Source organism: Pseudomonas sp. JAI115, assembly GCF_014200835.1.
In the GTDB taxonomy this organism is placed as follows: domain Bacteria; phylum Pseudomonadota; class Gammaproteobacteria; order Pseudomonadales; family Pseudomonadaceae; genus Aquipseudomonas; species Aquipseudomonas putida_A.
Window position 1 is genome coordinate 34726 of the sequence record NZ_JACHCY010000019.1, and the last position, 23116, is coordinate 57841.

Sequence of the window (23116 nt, forward strand, 5' to 3'; positions counted from 1 at the left end):
GAGGCCCGTAAAGGCCTCCCTTTTTTATTCAAGAATCGCCACGAATCCCCTGTGGGAGCGAGCCTGCTCGCGAATGCGGTGTGTCATTCAACCTATGTGTTGGCGGACACACCACTTTCGCGAGCAAGCCCGCTCCCACAGTTTGAACGGTGTTGCCTTTAGATGTGGGACAATACCCGCCACTTTCAGCCATACCCGAATCGATCACACCCATGAACGCCCCCCGCACACCCAAACCTGCGCGCAAGAAGCCTGATGCCGCGACCCCGGCCAAAGCCGTCGAGCCGCGTGAAAAGGCCAGCCTGCACCCGCGCAATCGCCACCAGGGTCGCTACGACTTCCCGGCGCTGATCAAGACCACGCCGGAACTGGCAAAATTCGTGATCACCAACCCGTACGGCAAGGAAAGCATCGACTTCGCCAGCCCCGACGCGGTGCGCGTGTTCAACCGGGCGCTGCTCAAGGCGTTCTATGGCATCGAGCATTGGGACATTCCGGCGGATTATCTGTGCCCACCGGTCCCGGGCCGTGCCGATTACGTGCATTTCCTCGCCGACCTGCTGGCCAGCATGAACGACGGCAAGGTTCCGCGCGGTGCGATCGTCAACGTGCTGGACATCGGCATGGGTGCCAACTGTGTGTATCCGCTGATCGGTAACAGCGAATACCGCTGGCACTTCCTCGGTTCGGAAATCGACCCGACCGCCGTGGCTGCCGCCCGAGCCATCGTCCAGTCCAACGGGCTGAACAAAGTGATCCAGCTGCGCCAGCAGGAAAACCGCAAGCACATCCTGATCGGCTTGCTGGAGCCGGGCGAGCGCTTTGACCTGACCATGTGCAACCCGCCGTTCCACGCTTCGATGGAAGAGGCGACCAAGGGCAGCGAGCGCAAATGGCGCGCACTGGGCAAGGCCGATCCGAAACGCAAGCTGCCAGTGCTGAACTTCGGTGGTCAGTCCGCCGAACTGTGGTGTGAGGGCGGTGAAGCGCGTTTCGTGACGCAACTGATCGCCGAGAGCGCGCACTTCCAGCACAAGGTGCTGTGGTTCAGCACGCTGGTGTCAAAAGCCTCGAACCTGCCCGCCATCGAAACCGCCCTGAAAAAGGCCGGCGTGCTGGAAAGCCAGGTGGTGGAGATGTCGCAAGGGCAGAAGCAGAGTCGCTTCGTGGCCTGGACCTTCCAGACCAAGTCCGAGCAGCAGATCTGGCGGCGCGAGCGCTGGGTTCGCTAACACGCGGATGATTCCATGTGGGAGCGAGCCTGCTCGCGAAAGCGGCAGGTCGGTCAATATTGAAGGTGACTGATCCAACGCTTTCGCGAGCAGGCTCGCTCCCACATTGGATTGCGTGGCGCCGCCAAATCGCAGACACAAAAAAACCGTGCCCGGATCGCTCCGGTGCACGGTTTTTTTATCGCTGCGTCTTACTTGTTCACAGCGTCGGTCAGGCCTTTGGCCACAACCAGCTTGATCACTTTCTTGGCAGGGATTTCGATGGCAGCGCCAGTCGAAGGGTTACGGCCAGTGCGGGCAGGACGCTCGGTCACTTTCAGCTTGCCGATACCTGGCAAGGTGATTTCGCCGCCGTTTTCCAGCTGATCGGCAACGATTTGGCCCAGTTGGTCCAGAGCGTTACGCGCGGTGGTTTTCGGCGCGTCGATAGCTTCAGCGATGTCGGCGATCAGTTGGTCTTTAGTAAGAGCCATGTAGTGTTCCTTCCCTATCAAATTCATATGGATTGCAGAGTGCAGTGTCAGCCATCGAGCCCGATCTTCTGGATCTGGCACCCTCGGCGATAACCACGACGAGTCGGGTTATAGATGCCGAAATCAGGGTTTGGTTCGACCTGACAAATGCTGATTGCACGCTTAACGCAGTGACTTCGCGTAAGACCGGGCAAAACTAGCACAGAGACGGGGAAATATCCGCCTCTAGCTACCCATTTGGTCAGCTTTATTGCTCTAAATCGGTAAAAAACTGCATAAGGGCACCCACCCGCCCTGGATTTGCCCTTCACCCCGCGCCAAAACCAGTGGTTGCGGTACACTGGGCGCTTTTTCGGGGGAGCCTGCCCTCCTCCCTTCCACCAGCCGAGAAGCCCATGCCGATCCGTCATTGCATCGTCCACCTGATCGACAAAAAACCCGACGGCACGCCCGCAGTTCTGCACGCCCGTGACTCCGAACTGGCTGAGTCCGCGGCCATCGAGAACATGCTCGCCGACCTCAACGAGAGCTACAATGCCAAACAGGGCAAAGCCTGGGGCCTGTTCCATCCGGAATCCGGTGCGTTCCCGTTCAGCGGCTGGCTGAAGGAATACATGGACGGTGGCAAAGACTTCGCCGCGTTCAGCAGGGTTGCGGTAGAGCACCTGCAGAAGCTGATGGAAGAGTCGAACCTGTCGGTCGGCGGCCACGTGCTGTTCGCTCACTATCAGCAAGGCATGACCGACTACCTGGCGATTGCCCTGCTGCACCACAGCGAAGGCGTGGCAGTGACCGATGAACTGGACGTGACGCCGTCGCGCCACCTCGACCTCGGCCAATTGCACCTGGCGGCGCGGATCAACGTCTCCGAGTGGCAGAACAACAAGCAGTCCAAGCAGTACATCTCGTTCATCAAGGGCAAGAACGGCAAGAAGGTTTCGGAATACTTCCGCGACTTCATCGGCTGCCAGGAAGGCGTCGATGGCCCGGGCGAGACCCGCACGCTGCTCAAGGCCTTCAGCGACTTCGTCGAGAGCGAAGACCTGCCGGAAGACTCCGCCCGCGAGAAAACCAAGACCCTGGTCGATTACGCCAGCAGCCAGGCCAAGCTCGGCGAGCCGATGGGCCTGGAAGAGCTGTCGGAGCTGATCGACGAAGAACGGCCGAAAGCCTTCTACGATCACATCCGCAACAAGGATTACGGCCTGTCGCCGGAGATTCCCGCGGACAAACGCACCCTCAACCAGTTCCGCCGCTTCACCGGCCGCGCCGAGGGTCTATCGATCAGCTTTGAAGCGCACCTGCTGGGTTCGAAGATCGAGTACGACGAGGAGGCCGGCACCTTGATCATCAAGGGCCTGCCAACCTCGCTCACCGATCAGCTCAAGCGCCGCAACTGATGCTCGGTAATGTGCTGAAGAAGGTTGCGCTGGTTCTGCTGGTGGTCGTGGTCTATCAGAACTGGGGCAAGATCGAGCGGGTGTTCAACCCATCGCAGATGGTCTCTGAGCAGACGCGGGCGCAGGCCCATGTCGTGCTGTATGCCACCGACTGGTGCGGCTACTGCAAGCAGACCAAACGCTTTCTCGACAGCAAGGGGATTCCTTTCAAGGAATTCGATATCGAGAAGAACGCCGAGGCGCGCAAGGCGTATGAGGCGCTGGGTGGACGCGGGATTCCGCTGATCGACGTGAATGGCACGTTGATTCGCGGGTTCGACCCGGACGAGATCCTCGCCGCCCTGAAATAACACAACTCCTCTGTGGTGAGGGGATTTATCCCCGATCGGCGGCGAAGCCGTCGCAAAATCTGCTTGGTAGGGCGTGCAGTTTTTTGGGGGCGCTTCGCGCCCCATCGGGGATAAATCCCCTCACCACAATTGCCCCCCAAGCAAAGGCCGCTTGCTGATCAGCGGGCTTCGATGCGGAAACCAAAGCGCGGGAAGTGCACATGCACCACGCCGCCACGCGGGTCTTCACGGCGCAGGATCAGCTCTTCGCGGCCAGCAAACAGCAACTCACCCACCACCGGATCAACCCCGTAATCTGTCGCGGCAATCGCCACCTGCTGCCCGGCCTTGAAACCGTTCGGATCGACAAACTGCTCATCCGGCAGCGCCGCCGGCGTCGAACTGCGCGCCACTTCCAGCGCCTCCTCGGCAGTCATTTCGCTCGCGGCACCATGACCAAAGCCCAGCACACGGCCCAGCCAGGCAGTCACGGCCGGATATTCATCGACCAACGGCGCAGTGACGTGCGTCGCCTTGAGGAACCACAGCGGATGCGCCAGGGCGAAGTCGGCAATCGACGGCTCACCGAACAGGAAGTCGCCCTGCTCGCGCTGCAATTGCTGCTCCAGCCGCGCCATGATCGTTGGCCATTGATGCTTGGCCTGTTCGGCCGACAGTCGCGTGGCGCTGCCGCCACTGAACAGCCCGGCACGGTCAGCGATAAAGGCCTTGATCGCTTCCGGCGGCAACTTGCCGAAACGCACCGCCACCGATTCTGGCTGGAACACCAGGCTGACCGCGTGCTGGAACACCACCGAATCAGCCCAAGCGGCGAAGCTGGCGCTGGTCATTTCCTGGCCTTCCGGGAAAAACGCTGGCAGGGCTTTTTCCTGCTCCAGACGACGGGCAATCAACGATGTGTCGCAATAGATGTCGGCGCCGATCTGCAACACCGGGGTCTTGCGGTAGCCGCCAGTCAGCGCGGTCAGATCCGGCTTGGGCATCACCGGCGAAATGTGCACCGAGCGCCAGGAAAGCCCCTTGAAGCCCAACAGCAGACGAGCCTTTTCAGCAAATGGAGAGGTCGGGTAATGATGCAGAATCAACTCGGACATGCTCGGCTCCGCCGCACAGAAAGTGAGTCCGCAGCTTAGCGTGCATTTGATTAGCAGCCTACAGATCTGCCTGATGGGAACCAATCAGTCAGATTGATAAGACGCGACCAGGCATTCCTTGGCGCTCTTGCGCAGTTTTTTGATCAGCCGTTCCTGACGCAACGCGTCGCTCTTGTCGCGGCAACGCTCGGTGTAGACCAGCGCCATCGCCGGGCTGGACAGGAAGAAGCGTGCGCCCTTGCCGCTTTGATGCTTGGCGAAGCGGCGCACCGGGTCGTCGCTGATCCCGCAGTACAGCGAACCGTTGGCCGCGCGCACGAGGTAGACGAACCAGGCCTTGCTCGCTGGCTCGACGACTTCAACCGGTTTTTCGCTGAGGCTGGTCACTTCGGGATCTGGATGTGTAGGAAACAGGCCGCGATCTTATCAGCGAGTAGCCTGAAATGCCTTCAGACCTTTCAGCGCCTGCGCCCGGACCGCGTTGCGCACCAGCGGAGTCCAGCCGAGCAGCAGGCCTTTGAAGCCCAACGCCTGCCGCGACCAGCGCCACAGGTCAAAGTGATCGTGGTGTTCGCAGATCTTGCCGTCGCGAAAGACGAAGCGCGCCTGGATATCGTTGATCACCACGTTGCCAGTCTGGCTGAACAGGTAAGTCGCCACCCAGTGCACGCCGCCGCTGCGCTCGTCGGCGCGGACATTGTCGAAGGTCAGGGAGAAGTCCTTGGCGCGGGTGGTGAGCATGCGCCACATGTCGCCGGCATCGCGCCCGCGCAGTTCACCGAAGGCCGGATCGCTGAACACCACATCGTCGGTGTAGCAGGCGGCCATGGCGTCGGCGTCGAGGCGCTGGAAGGCCTGGTAGAAGCGGGTGATCAGGGCGGCGTGGGCTTCGCTCATGGGCAAACTCCGGGAAATGGACAGATTGCCAGCACGATAAGCTGCAAATCGCAGAAACACTATCGGCATTCGCAAAGCGAATATCAGCCGCACACAGAACCACTGTAGGAGTGAGCCTGCTCGCGATAGCGGTGTATCAGTCAGCGCAATGTTGACCGACACACCGTTATCGCGAGCAGGCTCACTCCTACAAGTTGAACCGCGTCAGATCTTTTCGCTTTGCACTTGCACGTACAGCGCCCGGCCGGCACCAAGGCCGGCAATGATCGCACCGGTGCCAATGATGCCGAAGATCCAGCCCACAGCATTCCAGCCGCCGGTCCAGTCATGCACCACGCCGACCGCGAACGGCCCCATCGACGCCAGGGTGTAGCCGAAGCCCTGGGACATGCTCGACAGGTTCGCCGCCACATGCGAATCCCGCGAGCGCAGCACGATCAGGGTCAGCGCCAGACTGAACGTACCGCCCTGCCCCAGCCCCAGCAGAATCGCCCAGCCCCAGAGCCCTTCAATCGGTGCATACAGGCAACCGAACAGACCACCGAGGGTCAGCGCCATCACCACCACGATCGCCAGGCGCTGGTCCTTGCCACGGGTCGCCAGCCACGGCGCCGCCAGCGAACTGGCGAGCTGGATGATCACCGAACCGGACAGCACCAGGCCGGCCTGGGTCGGAGTCAGGCCACGACCGATCAGGATCGACGGCAACCAGCCGAACACGATGTACGCCAGCGACGATTGCAGGCCCATGTACAAGGTCACTTGCCACGCCAGCGGATCGCGCAGCAGACCTTTCACCCGATAGGCGACGTTGTGCGCGCCGTGTTTCTGCCCGACCTGCGGCAGCCAGAACAACGCCGCCACCAGCGCCGGGATTACCCAGAAGCCCAGGCCCAGTGCCCAGCTGTGGTCGAAGTGTTCGCTCAACGGCACGGTGGAACCCGCGGCCATTGCCGCGCCCAGGCACAGGGCCATGGTGTAGACGCCGGTCATGGTTCCGGCGTGTCTGGCGAAGTCGCGTTTGACGATGCCCGGCAGCAGCACGCCGATAATGCCGATGCTCGCACCGCCAAGCACGCTACCTGCAAACAGCCCGATCTCACCGAAGTTGCTGCGCACAATAATCCCGGCGGCCAGGGTCAGCAGAATCCCCAGCACCACCCGCTCAGCGCCGAAACGCCGCGCCAGAATCGGCGCCAGCGGCGCGAACAGTCCTAAGCACAACACCGGCAACGTGGTCAGCAAACCGGCCTGAGCCGCAGACAGACCAAGGCTTTTCGACACTTCGCTGAGCAGCGGCGCCATGCTCGACAGCGCAGGGCGCAGGTTCAGCGCCACCAGAATCAGCCCCAGCAGCAACAGCCACGGCCGGCGCACCAGCGGATGGCTTTGCTGTACTTGTTCGTCGTCAGCCTCGGCGTCGATCAGCAGCTCTTCGAGCTCCGCCGTGCGCTTGGGGGTTGAAAAGTTTTTCTCGCTTTCAAGGTTCATTGATCAACTGCCTCGATATGGCTTTGGCCCGTTCCGGGTCGCGTTGTTCGACGGCATCGAGCAACTCGATGTGCAGGTCGAACACTTCCTGACGGCGCGGGACGATGTTCAGCGTCTGGCGCAATTGCGCGCCGACGATGCTGGAGAAATAGCGATACAACTCGCTGAGGGTGGGGTTGTGCGCGGCGTCCACCAGACGGCGGTGGAACACCAGATCGCAGGCAATGTAAGTGTCGAGATCGCCGTGGTAGTGGCTGCCGCTGGTGCCGAGCGCTTCGCGCAATGCGGCGAGATCTTCATCGGTGCGACGCAGCGCGGCCAGGCCAATGGCCTCGACTTCGAGGATGTGCCGAGTCTCGCGTGCCTGCTCCAGCGAGCAGCGGGACAACGCTTTGAGCGTGTCCATCGGATCGACCACTGCGCGCAAATAACTGCCGTCGCCCTGACGGATTTCGATCAACCCGGAAAACGCCAGCACGCGCATGGCTTCGCGCACGGTGTTGCGGCTGATGCCCAGATCGGCGCACAGCTCAGGCTCGGTCGGCAGCCGTTCGCCGACCTGCCACACGCCATCGCTGATGCGCTGGCGCAGTTGATCCAAGGCCTGATCGACCAGGGATCGCTTGATCAAAGGTGAGATGTCTGTCATGAAATTCGCCCTTTCATCCAATCATAGGATGAATTTCCTGACATGGTAGTCAGGCAGCCGAATCGGCACAAGGGGCAAATCGCGGGCAAAAAAAACCCGGAACAGGTCCGGGTTTATTTCACTGGCTGATTTCGATCAATGCAGGATCTGGCTCAGGAACAGTTTGGTACGGTCATTCTGCGGGTTGTCGAAGAAGTCGTTCGGCGCCGCCTGTTCGACGATTTCGCCCTTGTCCATGAAGATCACACGGTTGGCCACGGTGCGGGCGAAGCCCATTTCGTGGGTCACGCAGAGCATGGTCATGCCGTCTTCGGCGAGGCCGATCATGGTGTCCAGCACCTCTTTGACCATCTCCGGGTCGAGGGCCGAGGTCGGTTCGTCGAACAGCATGATTTTCGGTTTCATGCACAGCGCGCGGGCAATCGCCACACGCTGTTGCTGACCGCCGGACAGTTGCCCCGGGAATTTATGCGCCTGCTCCGGAATGCGTACGCGCTCCAGATAATGCATGGCGATTTCCTCGGCCTTGCGCTTGGGCATCTTGCGCACCCACATCGGCGCCAGCGTGCAGTTCTGCAGGATGGTCAGGTGCGGGAACAGGTTGAAGTGCTGGAACACCATGCCGACTTCGCGGCGGATCGCTTCGATCTGCTTGAGGTCGTTGGTCAGCTCCACACCATCGACGACGATGCGGCCCTGCTGGTGTTCTTCCAGACGGTTGAGGCAGCGAATGGTGGTCGATTTGCCCGAACCCGACGGGCCGCACAGGACAATGCGCTCGCCCTGTTTGACGTTGAGGTTGATGTCTTTCAGCACATGGAACTGGCCGTACCACTTGTTGACGCCCTGCATCTGGATAATGCCTTCAGGGCCGACAGGCTTTTTGATTGCTTCGCTCATTTACAGAGAACTCCTAACGCTTGTGGCCAGTGTCGAGCTTGCGTTCCAGATGCATGGAATAGCGCGACATACCAAAACAGAAAATCCAGAACACCAGGGCGGCGAACACGTAGCCTTCGGTGGCCATGCCCAGCCATTTCGGGTCGGCAGCGGCTTGCTTGACGCTGTTGAGCAGGTCGAACAGCCCGATGATGATCACAAGGCTAGTGTCCTTGAACAGCGCAATGAAGGTGTTGACGATGCCCGGAATCACCAGCTTCAGGGCTTGCGGCAGAATCACCAGGCCCATGGCGCGCCAGTAACCGAGGCCCATCGCCGCTGCCGCTTCGTACTGACCTTTGGGGATCGCTTGCAGACCGCCGCGCACCACTTCGGCAACGTAGGCCGACTGGAACAGGATCACCCCGATCAGCGCCCGCAGCAGCTTGTCGAAGTTCATGCCTTCGGGCAGGAACAGCGGCAGCATCACCGAGGACATGAACAGCACCGTGATCAAAGGCACGCCGCGCCAGAACTCGATGAAGGTCACGCAGACCACACGAATCGCCGGCATGTTCGAGCGCCGGCCCAGCGCCAGAATGATCCCCAGCGGCAAGGCGCCGGCGATACCCACGGTGGCGATGACCAGGGTCAGCATCAGACCGCCCCACTGGCTGGTCGCCACGGCGTCGAGGCCGAACACGCCACCGTGCAGCAGGCACCAGGCGACAATCGGGTAGATCACCAGGAAGCTCAGGCCGTACACAGCTTTGTGTGCCACGCGTTTGATGAACAGCGGTGCCACGCCGATCACCGCCAGCCACACGGTCAGGTCAACGCGCCAGCGCAGTTCCGCCGGGTAATAGCCGTACATGAACTGGCCGAAACGCTGCTGAATGAACACCCAGCAGGCGCCGTCCTTGGTGCAATCGGCGCGGGTGGTGCCGACCCAGTTGGCATCGAGAATCGCCCAACTGAGGATCGGTGGTACTACCAGGTAGATCAGGTAGAACGCAAACAGGGTCAGCAGGGTGTTGAGCCAGCTGGAAAACATGTTCGCGCGTATCCATGCCATCGGGCCGAAGACCTTGGCCGGCGGTGGCATGTCGGGTTTGAAAGTATGGGTTGTCATGCGCGTTTCCTCACCGCTCGATCAGCGCAATGCGCTTGTTGTACCAGTTCATCAGCAGGGAAATGCTGATACTGATCGCCAGGTACACGCTCATGGTGATGGCAATGACTTCGATGGCCTGACCGGTCTGGTTGAGCACGGTGCCGGCGAACAGCGAAACCATTTCCGGATAACCGATACCGGCGGCCAGCGACGAGTTCTTCGCCAGGTTCAGGTATTGGCTGGTCAGCGGCGGAATGATCACTCGCAAGGCTTGCGGAATGATCACCTTGCGCAGGGTCGGGCCATTGCGCAGGCCGAGCGAACGCGCCGCTTCGGTCTGGCCATGGCTGACCGACTTGATCCCCGAACGGACGATTTCCGCGATGAACGCCGCGGTGTACACGGTCAGGGCGAGGGTCAGCGCCAGCAGTTCCGGGATCAACACCCAGCCACCGACGAAGTTGAAACCCTTGAGTTGCGGCATTTCCCAGTGCAGGGGTGCGCCGAAGATCAGCGCGCACAAGGTCGGGATCACCAGCAGGATCGCCAGACCGGTCCAGAACTTGTGGAACGGGACGCCGGTGTCTTCGAAACGCTTGTTGGCCCAGCGGCACATCAGCACGATGGCGACAATGGCCAGCACCACGCTGATGAAGAACGCCCAGAAGCCGTCAGCCATTTGCGCGGCCGGCATGTTCAGGCCCCGGCTGCTGACGAAGAAAGTGTCGCCGAAGTTGTGGCTGTTGCGCGGTCCCGGCATGGTCAGGAATACCGCGAAGTACCAGAACAGGATCTGCAGCAGCGGCGGAATGTTGCGGAACACTTCCACATACACGGTCGCCAGTTTGCTGATGATCCAGTTCGGCGACAGCCGCGCCACACCGATGATGAAGCCCAGCAGGGTCGCCAGGATCACGCCGATGAAGGTCACCAACAGGGTGTTGAGCAAGCCGATCACGAACACCCGAGCGTAACTGTCCGCTTCGGTGTAGGAGATCAGGTGCTGAGCGATGCCGAACCCGGCACTGCGCTCCAGAAAGTCGAAACCGGAGGTGATGCCCCGGTGCTGCAGGTTGGTCTGGGTGTTGTCGAACAGATACCAGCCCATGGCGACCACCGCCACGACGGTGATGATCTGAAACAGCCACGCACGCACTCGCGGATCGCTGAGGCTGAGCCTCTGCTTTGGTGCGCCGATTGAATTTTGCATGAAGTGCCCCGGAAGAAATGGAACAGAACATCACCCGGCGGTTGGCCCGCCGGGTGATAGAACCATTAGCGCACTGGTGGTGCGTACTGAATGCCGCCGTTGGTCCACAGCGCGTTCAGGCCACGGTCGATTTCCAGCGGAGTGCTCTTGCCGAGGTTTTTCTCGAAGATTTCACCGTAGTTACCGACCTGCGAAACGATTTTCACAACCCAGTCCTTCGGCAGTTTCAGGTCCTTACCGTATTCACCGTCAGCACCCAGCAGACGAGCGACGTCCGGGTTCTTGGTGGATTTGGCTTCTTCCAGCACGTTTTTCGAGGTCACGCCGGCTTCTTCAGTGTTCAGCAGCGCGTAGCCAACCCAGCGAACGATCGCCAGCCACTCGTCGTCGCCGTTACGCACGACCGGGCCCAGTGGTTCTTTGGAGATGGTTTCCGGCAGCACCACGTAGTCTTTTGGCGAAGCCAGTTTGCTGCGCTGTGCGTACAGCTGCGACTTGTCGGAGGTCAGCACGTCGCAACGACCGGATTCCAGCGACTTGGCGCTTTCATCGGAGGTGTCGAAAGTGATCGGGGTGTACTTCAGGCCGTTGGCGCGGAAGTAGTCGGACACGTTCAGTTCGGTGGTGGTACCGGCCTGGATGCAGATGGTTGCACCGTCCAGTTCCTTGGCACTTTTCACGCCCAGCTTGTTGTTGGCCAGGAAGCCCACGCCGTCGTAGTAAGTGATGAAGCCCGGGAATTTCAGGCCCATGCCGGCGTCGCGCGAGCTGGTCATGGTGGTGTTGCGCGAGAGCAGGTCGATTTCGCCGGACTGCAGCGCGGTGAAGCGCTCCTTGGCGTTCAACTGGCTGAACTTGACCTTGTTGGCGTCGCCGAATACGGCAGCGGCCACAGCGCGGCAGACGTCAGCGTCGATCCCGAGGATCTTGCCCGAAGCGTCCGGCACCGAGAAACCCGGCAGACCGTCGCTCACGCCACATTGCACGAAACCTTTCTTCTGCACGGCATCCAGGGTTGCACCCGCCTGAGCGAACCCGCTGACGCCGAGTACTGCTGCTGCAGTCACGACCGCCAGAGTGGATTTCAACATCTTCATTCAAACCTCCAGTTTTGCTCTTGTTGTGTCGGAGCTTGAGTCCAGTCGCACCCTTTTGAGGCGTTGTTGACCCGTGTTGGCTTTTTTTGGGGTCAACCGACGTAAGACCTTCGCTATGAGTCTAGTAGGAGAAAATCCACATCATGGACAACTCACTTCTCACCAATCGGCCGAACGGGCTGTAGCCATTTCACGTTCGCTTTGCCCGTAGCGGCCATTGGCGAACATCCATCACCGGATTCTTTGCAATCCCGTCGCAAGACGTACACTGATAGTGTTACCGCAAGGCGTAGGACGCTTCGTACAGAATCCTCCATAGCAAAGCCCGTACCACACCGCCTGCTGAAGCGATTGCGCGACAGGTCAATAGCAAAACTTGTAGCCTTGCGACATCTTCTTAACGGATCGACCGGACGCGCACCTCAATCACGCACTTATTGAGAGCGCCCGCACATTTTTGGAGCAGCCATGACCGAGCCCCTGATTCTTCAACCCGTAAAGCCTGCAGACGCCTGCGTAATCTGGCTGCACGGCCTCGGCGCGGACCGCTATGACTTCTTGCCGGTCGCCGAAGCGCTGCAGGAAAGCCTGCTGACTACCCGCTTTGTATTGCCGCAAGCGCCAACCCAGCCCGTCACCATCAATGGTGGTTACGAGATGCCGAGCTGGTACGACATAAAGGCCATGAGCCCGGCGCGGTCGATTGATCGTGAGCAGCTGGAAGCGTCGGCGGATCGCATCATTGAATTGATCGAAAAGGAGCGCGCCAGCGGAATAGACGCTTCGCGGATTTTTCTCGCCGGGTTTTCCCAGGGGGGCGCCGTCGTTCTGCACACCGGTTATATAAAGTGGCAAGGTCCGTTGGGTGGCGTACTTGCCCTCTCCACCTATGCCCCGACCTTCACTGACGAGATGGAGCTTTCAGCCAGTCAACAGCGTATTCCCGCGCTGTGCCTGCACGGCCAGTTCGACGGCGTGGTGCAGAACTCGATGGGGCGCAGCGCCTATGAGCATTTGGTGAAGCATGGTGTCACCGTGACATGGCAGGAATACCCAATGGAGCACGAAGTGTTACCCGAAGAAATTCGCGACATTGGCGTCTGGCTGAGCGAACGCCTGCGTTGATTCGGCCGCTTGGCGGACCGCTTTGATCATCCCACTACGCCGCGCCCGTTTCTTGCATTACACTGGCCGGCGTACATTCCTTAACCAATTGATGAGATGACCGTGCTCAAAGCACTCAAGAAAATGTTCGGTAAAAGCGAGGCTGAGCAGCTCGCGCCAGTCCCCAGTGCGCCGTCGCACGCCCCCGGCCCTCGCAGCGATGCGCCCAAGGCTGAACGTCCGGCTCCGGTAGCGACACCCCAGCCCAAGCCGCAACCTGCCATCGCCACCGAACCGGTCCGCGCCGAAGCGCCGAAACCACCCCGGCCGCGCCGCGAACCGAAGCCCAAGGCACCGGTCATTCCCTGGAAGCTCGAAGATTTCGTCGTCGAACCCCAGGAAGGCAAAACCCGCTTTCACGATTTCAAGCTCGCTCCGGAACTGATGCACGCCATCCAGGACCTGGGCTTCCCGTATTGCACGCCGATCCAGGCGCAGGTGCTGGGTTTTACCCTCGCCGGCAAAGACGCCATCGGTCGCGCGCAGACCGGCACTGGCAAGACCGCCGCGTTCCTGATCTCGATCATCACTCAGTTGTTGCAGACGCCACCGCCGAAAGAACGCTACATGGGTGAACCCCGTGCGCTGATCATCGCGCCGACCCGCGAGCTGGTGGTGCAGATCGCCAAGGATGCTGCAGACCTGACCAAGTACACCGGCCTCAACGTGATGACGTTCGTTGGCGGCATGGACTTCGACAAGCAGCTCAAGCACCTCGAAGCGCGCCACTGCGACATCCTCGTCGCCACCCCGGGCCGTCTGCTCGACTTCAACCAGCGCGGCGACGTGCATCTGGACATGGTCGAAGTGATGGTGCTGGACGAAGCCGACCGCATGCTCGACATGGGCTTCATCCCGCAAGTGCGGCAGATCATTCGCCAGACCCCGCCGAAGTCCGAGCGTCAGACCCTGCTGTTCTCCGCGACCTTCACCGAAGACGTGATGAACCTGGCCAAGCAATGGACCACCGATCCGGCAATCGTTGAAATCGAAGTCACCAACGTGGCCAACGAAAACGTCGAGCAGCACATCTATGCGGTGGCCGCGGCTGACAAATACAAACTGCTCTACAACCTGGTCAACGACAACGGTTGGGAACGCGTGATCGTCTTCGCCAACCGCAAGGACGAAGTGCGCCGCATCGAAGAGCGCCTGGTGCGTGACGGCATCAACGCCGCGCAACTGTCCGGCGACGTGCCGCAGCACAAGCGCATCAAGACCCTCGAAGGCTTCCGCGAAGGCAAGATCCGCGTGCTGGTGGCCACCGATGTCGCCGGTCGCGGCATCCACATCGACGGCATCAGCCACGTGATCAACTTCACCCTGCCGGAAGTGCCGGACGACTACGTACACCGCATCGGCCGTACCGGTCGCGCGGGCGCCGACGGCGTGTCGATCAGCTTCGCCGGCGAGGACGACTCCTACCAGTTGCCGTCGATCGAAGAGAAACTCGGTCGCAAGATCAGCTGCGAAACACCGCCGACGCATTTGTTGCGCGCGGTGGAACGCAAGCGTCCGCAGCCGCAGTAAGCGATCTGTAACGCAAAAAGCGCAGCCGGCAACGGACTGCGCTTTTTTTTGCCCGGCGTTTTCAACAGGCGCTTGCGGTAGACAACTAAAAGTCCATAATGGACAAATTAGTTTATATCCAGACCGTGGAGCCTGACATGACCAGTACACCCTACGTGATCGACCACACCCAGGCCCGCGAGCTGCTGGCGCGCATCGACGTGCCGCAGATCCTGCGAAAACTGTTCCGCGACCTCGCCGCCGGCCACGCCGTGCAACCGGCGCAGCAGTTGGTGGAGTTTCCGCAGGGCGCCGGCGACTTCATCAATTATCTGGGGGTGCTGGCCGAGGACGGCGTGTACGGGGTCAAGACCTCGCCGTACATCGTCCGCGAGCAAGGGCCACTGGTGACAGCGTGGACCCTATTAATGTCGATGAAAACCGGCCAACCGCTGCTGCTTTGCGATGCCGGCGAGCTGACCACCGCACGCACTGCAGCGACCACCGCCGTTGCAGTCGATGCCCTCGCCCCGCTGAATGCCCAACGACTGGCGATCATCGGCAGCGGCAAGGTTGCCCAGGCTCATTTGCATTACGTGAAAGGTCTGCGCGACTGGCAGAACATCAGCGTGTATTCGCCGAGCCTGTCTGAAGACGCTGAAACCCGGGCGCTGCTGAAAGAGATCTACCCGGGGGTGAAGATTGCCGACAGCCGCGATGTCGCCCTCACAGACGCGGACGTGATCATGCTCTGCACCTCGTCCGCCGGCCCGGTCATCGACCCGGCCAGCTTGAGCAAACCGGCGCTGATCACCTCGATCAGCACCAACGCGCCACGCGCCCATGAGGTGCCGCCGCAGAGCCTGGGCGACATGCAAGTGTTCTGTGACTATCGGCTGACCACGCCGGGCTCGGCCGGTGAGATGTTGATCGCGACCGAGCAGCATGGCTGGGACAAGTCTGCGATTGTCGGTGACCTCGCCGACCTGCTCAGCGAGAAAGTGCCGCGCCCCGGTTACGACCGTCACGTATTTTTCCGTTCAATTGGCCTGGGCCTGGAAGACATTGCGCTGGCCAATGCGGTTTATCAATTAAATAACTGACACCACACATCCCATTGTGGGAGCGAGCCTGCTCGCGAATGCGGTCTGACATTCACCGAAGATGTCGACTGATACACCGCTTTCGCGAGCAGGCTCGCTCCCACAGGGGACTAGTGAACGCCTTGATATTGCGTAAACACCGGAGACCTTTCATGAGCCAGGCAGATTTCATCATCATCGGCGGCGGGATTGCCGGCGCTTCCACCGGTTTCTGGCTGTCGCCCCACGCCAAAGTGATCGTGCTCGAACGTGAATCGCACCCGGCCTATCACTCCACCGGGCGTTCTGCCGCGCTGTACACCGCCGCCTACGGTACGCCGCAGGTGCGGGCGCTGACGCTGGCCAGCCGTGAGTTTTTCGACCATCCGCCGAGCGGCTTTTGCGAGCACCCATTGCTGACACCGCGCGGCGAAATGACCGTGGACTTCAGCGGTGACGCCGCCGAGCTGAACAACCAGTACCTCAGCGCTAAAGCCACAGTGCCAGAAATGCAGTTGCTCAGCGCCGACGAAGCCTGCGCCCGTCTGCCGATCCTGCGTCGGGAAAAAGTCCACGGCGCGATCTACGATCCGACCGCCAGTGACATCGACACCGACGCCCTGCATCAGGGCTACCTGCGCGGTATCCGCCGCAACAACGGCCAAGTGCACACCGATTGCGAAGTGCTGGGCCTGACGCGCGACGCCGCTGGCCTCTGGCAGGTGCAAACCAACGGTCAGACCTTCAGCGCGCCGGTCATCATCAACGCCGCCGGCGCCTGGGCCGACCAGATCGGCGCACTGGCTGGCGCCCAGGCGCTGGGCTTGCAACCCAAGCGCCGCGCAGCGTTCATTTTCGCCGGCCCCGAGGGCGTGGACATTCATCACTGGCCGATGCTGGTCAGCCTCGACGAATCGTTCTACATGAAGCCCGACGCCGGGATGTTCCTCGGCTCGCCGGCCAACGCCGATCCGGTCGAACCGCATGATGTGCAACCGGAAGAGCTGGACATCGCCATGGGCATCTATCAGATCGAAGAGGCTACGACCCTGACCATTCGCCGCCCGACCCGCACCTGGGCCGGACTGCGCAGCTTCGTCGCCGACGGTGATCTGCTCAGCGGTTTCGATCCGCAGGTGCCGGGGCTGTTCTGGGTCGCGGCCCAGGGCGGTTACGGTATTCAGACTTCACCGGCCATGGGCCAGGCCAGCGCGGCATTGGTGCGTGGTCAGCCGTTGCCTGAGTCGTTGCAGCAGTTCGGCCTGAGCAGCGCCATGCTCTCCCCTTCACGACTGCGCTGATGGCCCCTGCGGATGACGCGCTCAACGGATTGCGGCACACTCGCAGCGCCCCCGTGCACGGGGGCGCTGACGCCGCCTGGAGCTCCACAAACATGACCGCCCCCGAAATCGATCCGGCACTGGATAACTTCCGTGCCATCGCCGACGCCATCGCCACGCTGTTCTTTCCCCACGCCGAGGTGGTGCTGCACGACCTGCGCACGCAGAAGGTCGACTACATCGCCAACAACCTGTCCAAGCGCGAGATCGGCGACGATTCATCGCTTGAAGACATGCTCAGCGAGGAGGTCAGTGAGCGCAACATCGGCCCGTACGAAAAGCTCAATTGGGACGGCCAGAAAATCCGCAGCCTGAGCACCGTGCTGCGCGACCGCGAAGAGCGGCCGCTGGCGGTGCTGTGCATCAACCTGAATATTTCGCTGTTCGAGAATGCCAAGGCTGCGCTGGATCTGTTCCTGTCGCCGAGCAAACTGATCCCGCAGCCGGATTCACTGTTTCGCGATGACTGGCAGGAACGCATCAACACCTTCCTCCACGCCTGGCTGCGCGAGCGGCAGCTGAGCCTGAATCTGCTGACCCGCGATCACAAGCGCGAACTGGTGCTGGCGCTGCACGCCGAAGGCGCGTTCAAGGGCAAGAGCGCCTCGAACTATGTGGCCAATGTGCTGAACATGGGGCGGGCGACGGTGTACAAGCATTTGAAGGAATTGAAGGGCTGAAGATCTGCATTGGCAGTTCTGGCCCCATCGCGAGCAGGCTCACTCCTACAGTTGGAATGCGTTCCCCTGTAGGAGTGAGCCTGCTCGCGATAGCGGACTATCAGTCGCCGTAGATGTCGGACTTGAAGTACTTCTGGGAAATCTTCTGATATTCGCCACTCGCCCGAATCCCGTCGATGGCCGTGTTCAACTCGCTGACCAGCTCGGTATTGCCCTTGCGCACCGCAATCCCCGCGCCCTCGCCCACGTACTTCGGATCCTTCAGCTCCGGCCCGACAAACGCATAGCCCTTGCCGCGTGGCATCGACAGGAAATCGTTCAGCGGGATGGTGTCGGCGAAAATCGCATCGAGCCGCCCGGCCGCCAGGTCCATGTAGATTTCTTCGTTATTGCCGTAGCGCTTGACGTTGATGCCCTTCGGTTCGAACACCTCGGTAGCATAACGATCGGTGGTGGTGGCGCGCTGCACGCCGACGCTCTTGCCCTTGAGGCTGGCGTATTGGTCATCGACCGTGGCGCCTTCCTTCATCACCAGCCGTGACGACGTGAAGTAGTACTTGTGGGTGAAATCCACCGACTTCTTGCGGTCTTCGTTGATGGTCATCGACGACAGCGCCATGTCGATTTTCTTCACTTTCAACGAAGGAATCAGACCATCGAACTCACCCTCGACCCACACGCATTTGACCTTCATCTGCGCGCACAGGGCGTTGCCGATGTCGTAGTCGAAACCGACGATTTCACCCTTGTCGGTTTTCGAAGCGAACGGTGGATAAGCGGCCTCGATGCCGATGCGCAGGGTTTTCTCGGCGGCAAACGAGCTGGTGCACGCCAACAGGCTCAGGGCCAGACCGGTGATCAGGGGGAGTTTCTTCATGTTCGTTCTCTCGCGGGTTGTTGTTGGTTTGGCAAGACAGAAGAAAAGAGCTGGAACGGGGGGATATGTCTTTTTTGTACTTATAAATCCATATTGGACTCATGTGTACAAATCGTCAATTAGAGGAAAGAAAGGTTTTGGTGTTGCAGATGGCCTCATCGCTGGCAAGCCAGCTCCCACACGGTTCAGTGGTGGACATAAAATATGTGCACGACACAAAACACTGTGGGAGCTGGCTTGCCAGCGATGGCTGACTAGAGGGCGATGCAGTAATTACTTCTTCCAGCGATCCGCAGCGGCATGATCACTGTCACGCCCCTCGACCCAGCGCGGGCCGTCGCTGGTGTTCTCTTTTTTCCAGAACGGCGCGCGGGTTTTCAGGTAGTCCATGACAAAGGCGCAGGCGTCGAACGCCGCCTGGCGATGGGCACTGGCCGCACCGACAAACACGATCGGCTCGCCAGGCTCCAGCGCGCCGATGCGGTGCAGCACTTCCAGCTTCAGCAGCGGCCAGCGCTGCTCGGCCTCGACGGCGATCTTGCCGAGGGCTTTTTCGGTCATGCCCGGATAATGCTCAAGGAACATCCCCGCCACATCCAGACCGTCGTTGAAGTCGCGCACGTAGCCGACAAAACTCACCACCGCGCCGACACCGACATTCGCCGCGTGCATCGCGTTGACTTCAGCGCCGGGATCGAACGCCGTGGACTGCACCCGAATCGCCATGCCTCAGCCTCCGGTCACGGTGGGGAAAAACGCCACTTCGTCGCCATCGCTCACCGGCTCGTCGAGCGGGCACAGGTCTTCGTTGCGTGCGCACATCAGGTTCTGTTCGCTCAGCACTTCGGCGCCCTCGCGTTGCGCGAGCAGCGCACGCACAGTGTCGACCGTGGCGAAATCGCCTTCGACCTCCACCGAGTCCACGCCCAGCGCTTCACGATAACGGGCAAAGAATTTAACCGTCAGCTTCATGGCTGCTCCGCCTGAAAATGCCCGCTCTTGCCGCCGACCTTCTCCAGCAGACGCACGCTTTCGATGATCATGCCGCGATCCACCGCTTTGCACATGTCATAGATGGTCAGTGCGGCGACGCTGGCAGCGGTCAGTGCTTCCATCTCCACGCCGGTCTGCCCTGACAGCTTGCAGCGGGCGACGATGCGCACGCTGTCGTCACCTTCAGCGCTGAGTTCAACCTTGACCCCGGTCAGCATCAGCGGATGGCACAGCGGGATCAGATCACTGGTTTTCTTAGCCGCCTGAATGCCGGCAATGCGCGCCACGGCAAACACGTCGCCCTTGGGATGGCCGCCGCTGACGATCATCTGCAGGGTTTCGGGGAGCATGCGCACCAGCGCTTGGGCCGTCGCCTCACGGAACGTCACGGCTTTTTCGGTGACGTCGACCATGTTGGCGCGACCTTGGGAATCGAGATGAGTCAGCACGGGATTACTCCTGATCAGGAGCGTGGATTGTAAACCTGCGGGTCAAATTTCCGCATCACTGATTATGAATTCACCACTATCCCCTGTGGGAGCGGGCTTGCTCGCGAAAGCGGTGTATCAGGCACACATTTGGTGGCTGACACACCGCTTTCGCGAGCAAGCCCGCTCCCACATTGGACAGGCACTTGCCCATAAAAAAACCGGGCGGCTTTTGAGCCGCCCGGTTTTGTTGGAAGGGTTACAAATGCGATTCGGCGTATTCGGCCAGAATCGAGCGAGGCACCCCTTGCAGGGTGATGTGCACCCCGTTGGGGAAATCCTTGAAACGTTCGGTCAGGTAGGTCAGCCCGGAGCTGGTCGCGGACAGGTAAGGGGTGTCGATCTGTGCCAGGTTGCCCAGGCACACCACTTTGGAACCGGCGCCGGCCCGGGTGATGATGGTTTTCATCTGGTGCGGCGTGAGGTTCTGGCATTCGTCGATCAGGATCAGGCTCTGCTGGAAGCTGCGACCACGAATGTAGTTGAGCGATTTGAACTGCAACGGCACTTTGCTGAGGATGTAATCGACGCTGCCATGGGTGTTTTCGTCATCCATGTGCAAGGCTTCGAGGTTGTCGGTGATGGCGCCCAGCCAAGGCTCCATTTTTTCCGCTTCGGTGCCCGGCAGGAAGCCGATTTCCTGGTCCAGGCCCTGCACGCTGCGGGTCGCAATGATCCGGCGATAGCGTTTGCTGACCATGGTCTGCTCGATCGCCGCAGCCAGCGCCAGAATGGTTTTACCGGAACCCGCTGCACCCGACAGGTTGACCAGGTGAATGTCCGGATCCAGCAAGGCATACAGCGCCAGGCTCTGGTAGATATCGCGCGGTTTGAGACCCCAGGCTTCCTGATGCAGCAGCGGTTCCTGATGCAGGTCGAGGATCAGCAGCTTGTCTTCCTGGATTTCCTTGATCCAGCCGACAAAGCCTTGTTCGTCAATGATGAACTCGTTGATGTGCACCGCCGGCAGGTTGTCGATCAACTGCACCTGATGCCAGGTGCGGCCGTGATCCTGACGGGTTTCGACCTTGCTCACGCGGTCCCAAAAGGAGCCGGTCATGTTGTGGTAGCCGTTGGGCAGCAGGGACACGTCGTCGACCAACTGGTCGGTGCTGTAGTCCTCGGCATCGATCCCGCAGGCGCGCGCCTTGAGGCGCATGTTGATGTCTTTGGTGACCAGCACCACGGCCTTCTTCGGATCACGGGTGTGCAGGTCGATCAGTTGGTTGATGATTTTGTTGTCGTTCAGATGCTCGGGCAGAATCAGGTTCGACTCGGCCTGTTTGCTCATCAGAATTGACAGCAAGCCCTTTGGGCCGCCCTTGCCGCGCTGGATCGGCACACCCAGTTCAACGTCCTCGGGGGAGGCATCGCCCAGGGTCTTGTCGATCAGGCGGATCGCCTGGCGGCATTCGGCAGCAACGCTGTGATGGCCGCTCTTGAGCTTGTCCAGCTCTTCGAGCACGGTCATCGGGATCGCGACGTGGTGTTCTTCGAAATTCAGCAGGGCATTTGGATCGTGAATCAATACGTTGGTATCGAGTACATAAAGGATTGGCTGGTTGGAAGAAGGGCTACGTCCGTGATCATCCATACTCGGTCACCTTTGTGGGAGCCATTCGACGCAATACCTGGGCGGTGCTGCGCCTCGAAGTGACTGCCGAATTCATCCACGAGGGCCTGGATGAACTGCACACAAAAGGAGTCTTGGAAGACGCCACCTGTGTTGCAGGTTTCGGCGGTCTGTCTTCGTAATACTCCAAAACCCATGACATAAAAAAGCACTTTGACGGTTTTTTTAAGTTTATTTTGCAGAATGACGAAAAGCCCTTGGCGGACCGTCCAGACCCCGCTAAAGTCGGAAGTCCGCCTGCATCGAATTCTCTAGAAAAATCGCCCCAAGCCCAATGTTTCCGGGCTTTTTCCGTTTATCAGCGAAACCCGTCCTGACAGTCTTCAAAGCCGATGCCGCTTTGCGCAGTTTGCGTGATCAGCCACGGCAACGCGGTCTTCACCGCATCCTGTTTCATGTTGAAATTGATCACCCCGTGACGCCACAGCAGCATCAGGGTCAGCACCCGCTGCGCACTCTGCGCGCCCTTGAGCTTGCCGGCGCCGTCCTGTGCATCGATATCCCACAGCGCCACTTGCAGGCCCTGATTGCGGAAGAAACTGCCAGCATCAGAGCGACGCTGCCCCTCCGGCGGACGGAACAGCGGCACGTAGTTTTCCGGCAACTTGTTTTTCACCAAGTCACTGCTGCGGCGCACCGAGTCCTGCCAGTCTTGCCAATAGCTGTGGGAACGGAACTCCCAACCCTGCACGCCGACACACTGTTTCGAGAACTCCGATTGCAGATTGCTCACCGAGCGATCAGCGAGCCGCGCCTGCACATCCTTGCCCAACAGAAAGAACGTGCCGCTGAGATTGGATTTGCGCAGGTAGTCGGCGATCCAGTCGGTGTTGTCCGGCTGCAGGTTTGCAGCGCTGTCGAAACTCAGCAGAAACAGCCGGTCATGCATCTCGTCGCCGCTGCGTTCATAGTCGCCGAAACGATCGATTTCACTGCTGGTCTGCGGCGACAGCGCGGCCTTGCGCATCAGCTCGTCCAGATACTGCAGATGAAACAGCCGGCTCGGCTCGGCCCACTTGGTGTAATAGCTGTCGTCGCTGACCACGAACTTGGCGGCCTGCTCGCGCAGGGTCGGCAGGTCTTCGACGAGGAAGCAGAACGAGGCATCCTGATCGCAGCTCTGCTGGGCGAAGTTGTAGTTGGCCAACAGACGTTCCCAAAGCCGCTGACGCAGGTGGCTGATCGCGTCGACGTTGACCGTGCGCAGCCCAAGGCGCTGGGCCAGCGCGGCCTCGTCCAGCGCTTCGGTGCCGAGCAGGCCCCGGGCGAACATGAGGATTTCCGCACGCGAGGCGACGTCGAACAGCGTCGGGCTGCTCAGTTGCTCCGGCCAGGTGCTGCGATCCAGCGTCGCCACATCGCCCGGCGCCGCCATGGCCCCGCAGCTCAACAGCCACGCGGTGAATAAAAGAACAATGCGCAAAGGGGTGTCTCCATAACCAAACCCGCGCGGCACTATAGCTG

At 60.5% G+C, this 23116-nt stretch carries 24 protein-coding genes; 8 read left to right on the forward strand and 16 right to left on the reverse strand.

Features of this window, described 5'->3' with window-relative positions; all coding sequences use genetic code 11:
• Positions 1 to 212 precede the first annotated feature (212 nt).
• Positions 213 to 1232, forward strand: a complete 1020-nt coding sequence (rlmF, locus tag HDC30_RS26465; RefSeq protein ID WP_183785811.1) for a 23S rRNA (adenine(1618)-N(6))-methyltransferase RlmF — start codon at positions 213 to 215, stop codon at positions 1230 to 1232.
• Positions 1233 to 1423: 191 nt separating this feature from the next.
• Here the strand turns inward: rlmF and HDC30_RS26470 are convergent, their stop codons facing one another.
• The gene (locus tag HDC30_RS26470; RefSeq protein ID WP_003221909.1) at positions 1424 to 1705 is read right to left on the reverse strand and encodes an HU family DNA-binding protein; all 282 of its coding nucleotides are present in this window, start codon (positions 1703 to 1705) and stop codon (positions 1424 to 1426) included.
• A 395-nt stretch (positions 1706 to 2100) separates the two neighbouring features.
• On the opposite strand from HDC30_RS26470, the gene yejK reads away from it, so the two are divergent.
• Together yejK and HDC30_RS26480 are read left to right on the forward strand one after the other, a co-directional pair.
• Positions 2101 to 3105, forward strand: coding sequence for a nucleoid-associated protein YejK (gene yejK / locus HDC30_RS26475; protein WP_095138266.1), 1005 nt, complete (start codon positions 2101 to 2103; stop codon positions 3103 to 3105).
• Positions 3105 to 3455 (forward strand): glutaredoxin family protein, encoded by a 351-nt coding sequence (locus HDC30_RS26480; protein ID WP_115988153.1) that lies wholly within the window; start codon positions 3105 to 3107, stop codon positions 3453 to 3455. The genes yejK and HDC30_RS26480 overlap by 1 nt, the downstream gene beginning before the upstream one ends.
• A gap of 158 nt (positions 3456 to 3613) precedes the next feature.
• Here HDC30_RS26480 and HDC30_RS26485 read toward each other — a convergent pair whose 3' ends face one another.
• The 9 genes from HDC30_RS26485 to HDC30_RS26525 all read right to left on the reverse strand — a co-directional run bounded on the left by HDC30_RS26485 (position 3614) and on the right by HDC30_RS26525 (position 11886).
• Entirely contained in the window at positions 3614 to 4549 is a 936-nt protein-coding gene (locus tag HDC30_RS26485) for a glutathione S-transferase family protein (protein ID WP_183785812.1), read from the reverse strand.
• A gap of 84 nt (positions 4550 to 4633) precedes the next feature.
• Complete coding sequence (locus tag HDC30_RS26490; protein ID WP_097086337.1) at positions 4634 to 4936, reverse strand: GIY-YIG nuclease family protein; 303 nt, start codon at positions 4934 to 4936, stop codon at positions 4634 to 4636.
• 39 nt (positions 4937 to 4975) lie between these two features.
• Complete coding sequence (locus HDC30_RS26495) at positions 4976 to 5446, reverse strand: nuclear transport factor 2 family protein (protein ID WP_183785813.1); 471 nt, start codon at positions 5444 to 5446, stop codon at positions 4976 to 4978.
• Between the two features lie 204 nt (positions 5447 to 5650).
• A complete protein-coding gene (locus HDC30_RS26500) occupies positions 5651 to 6937 on the reverse strand; it encodes a CynX/NimT family MFS transporter (protein ID WP_183785814.1) in 1287 nt (428 codons plus the stop codon).
• On the reverse strand, positions 6927 to 7586 hold the full coding sequence (locus HDC30_RS26505) for a FadR/GntR family transcriptional regulator (RefSeq protein ID WP_183785815.1): 660 nt from the start codon (positions 7584 to 7586) through the stop codon (positions 6927 to 6929). Before HDC30_RS26505 ends, HDC30_RS26500 begins: the two co-directional genes overlap by 11 nt.
• A gap of 135 nt (positions 7587 to 7721) precedes the next feature.
• Positions 7722 to 8486, reverse strand: a complete 765-nt coding sequence (locus HDC30_RS26510; protein WP_003221897.1) for an amino acid ABC transporter ATP-binding protein — start codon at positions 8484 to 8486, stop codon at positions 7722 to 7724.
• A gap of 13 nt (positions 8487 to 8499) precedes the next feature.
• Positions 8500 to 9597: an amino acid ABC transporter permease gene (locus HDC30_RS26515; protein WP_027610941.1), complete on the reverse strand. Its 1098-nt coding sequence runs from the start codon at positions 9595 to 9597 to the stop codon at positions 8500 to 8502.
• 10 nt (positions 9598 to 9607) lie between these two features.
• Entirely contained in the window at positions 9608 to 10789 is a 1182-nt protein-coding gene (locus HDC30_RS26520; RefSeq protein ID WP_097086328.1) for an amino acid ABC transporter permease, read from the reverse strand.
• A 65-nt stretch (positions 10790 to 10854) separates the two neighbouring features.
• Positions 10855 to 11886: an amino acid ABC transporter substrate-binding protein gene (locus tag HDC30_RS26525; RefSeq protein ID WP_007965188.1), complete on the reverse strand. Its 1032-nt coding sequence runs from the start codon at positions 11884 to 11886 to the stop codon at positions 10855 to 10857.
• A 468-nt stretch (positions 11887 to 12354) separates the two neighbouring features.
• On the opposite strand from HDC30_RS26525, the gene HDC30_RS26530 reads away from it, so the two are divergent.
• The 5 genes from HDC30_RS26530 to HDC30_RS26550 all read left to right on the forward strand — a co-directional run bounded on the left by HDC30_RS26530 (position 12355) and on the right by HDC30_RS26550 (position 17661).
• Positions 12355 to 13011: an alpha/beta hydrolase gene (locus HDC30_RS26530; RefSeq protein WP_183785816.1), complete on the forward strand. Its 657-nt coding sequence runs from the start codon at positions 12355 to 12357 to the stop codon at positions 13009 to 13011.
• Positions 13012 to 13107: 96 nt separating this feature from the next.
• The gene (gene rhlB / locus HDC30_RS26535) at positions 13108 to 14580 is read left to right on the forward strand and encodes an ATP-dependent RNA helicase RhlB (protein ID WP_183785817.1); all 1473 of its coding nucleotides are present in this window, start codon (positions 13108 to 13110) and stop codon (positions 14578 to 14580) included.
• Between the two features lie 137 nt (positions 14581 to 14717).
• On the forward strand, positions 14718 to 15662 hold the full coding sequence (locus tag HDC30_RS26540) for an ornithine cyclodeaminase family protein (RefSeq protein WP_183785819.1): 945 nt from the start codon (positions 14718 to 14720) through the stop codon (positions 15660 to 15662).
• 152 nt (positions 15663 to 15814) lie between these two features.
• The gene (locus tag HDC30_RS26545; RefSeq protein ID WP_027610936.1) at positions 15815 to 16942 is read left to right on the forward strand and encodes an FAD-binding oxidoreductase; all 1128 of its coding nucleotides are present in this window, start codon (positions 15815 to 15817) and stop codon (positions 16940 to 16942) included.
• Positions 16943 to 17034: 92 nt separating this feature from the next.
• On the forward strand, positions 17035 to 17661 hold the full coding sequence (locus HDC30_RS26550) for a transcriptional regulator (RefSeq protein ID WP_183785821.1): 627 nt from the start codon (positions 17035 to 17037) through the stop codon (positions 17659 to 17661).
• Positions 17662 to 17761: 100 nt separating this feature from the next.
• Here the strand turns inward: HDC30_RS26550 and HDC30_RS26555 are convergent, their stop codons facing one another.
• The 6 genes from HDC30_RS26555 to HDC30_RS26580 form a co-directional block, all read right to left on the reverse strand.
• Entirely contained in the window at positions 17762 to 18538 is a 777-nt protein-coding gene (locus HDC30_RS26555) for an ABC transporter substrate-binding protein (protein WP_096795178.1), read from the reverse strand.
• Positions 18539 to 18811: 273 nt separating this feature from the next.
• Entirely contained in the window at positions 18812 to 19264 is a 453-nt protein-coding gene (gene moaE, locus HDC30_RS26560; protein ID WP_007965204.1) for a molybdopterin synthase catalytic subunit MoaE, read from the reverse strand.
• A gap of 3 nt (positions 19265 to 19267) precedes the next feature.
• Entirely contained in the window at positions 19268 to 19510 is a 243-nt protein-coding gene (locus tag HDC30_RS26565) for a MoaD/ThiS family protein (RefSeq protein ID WP_183785823.1), read from the reverse strand.
• Entirely contained in the window at positions 19507 to 19980 is a 474-nt protein-coding gene (gene moaC / locus HDC30_RS26570) for a cyclic pyranopterin monophosphate synthase MoaC (RefSeq protein ID WP_027610932.1), read from the reverse strand. The genes HDC30_RS26565 and moaC overlap by 4 nt, the downstream gene beginning before the upstream one ends.
• A 238-nt stretch (positions 19981 to 20218) precedes the next feature.
• Entirely contained in the window at positions 20219 to 21613 is a 1395-nt protein-coding gene (locus HDC30_RS26575; RefSeq protein WP_027610931.1) for a PhoH family protein, read from the reverse strand.
• Positions 21614 to 21950: 337 nt separating this feature from the next.
• Entirely contained in the window at positions 21951 to 23027 is a 1077-nt protein-coding gene (locus tag HDC30_RS26580) for a polysaccharide deacetylase family protein (protein WP_409347926.1), read from the reverse strand.
• Positions 23028 to 23116 lie beyond the last annotated feature (89 nt).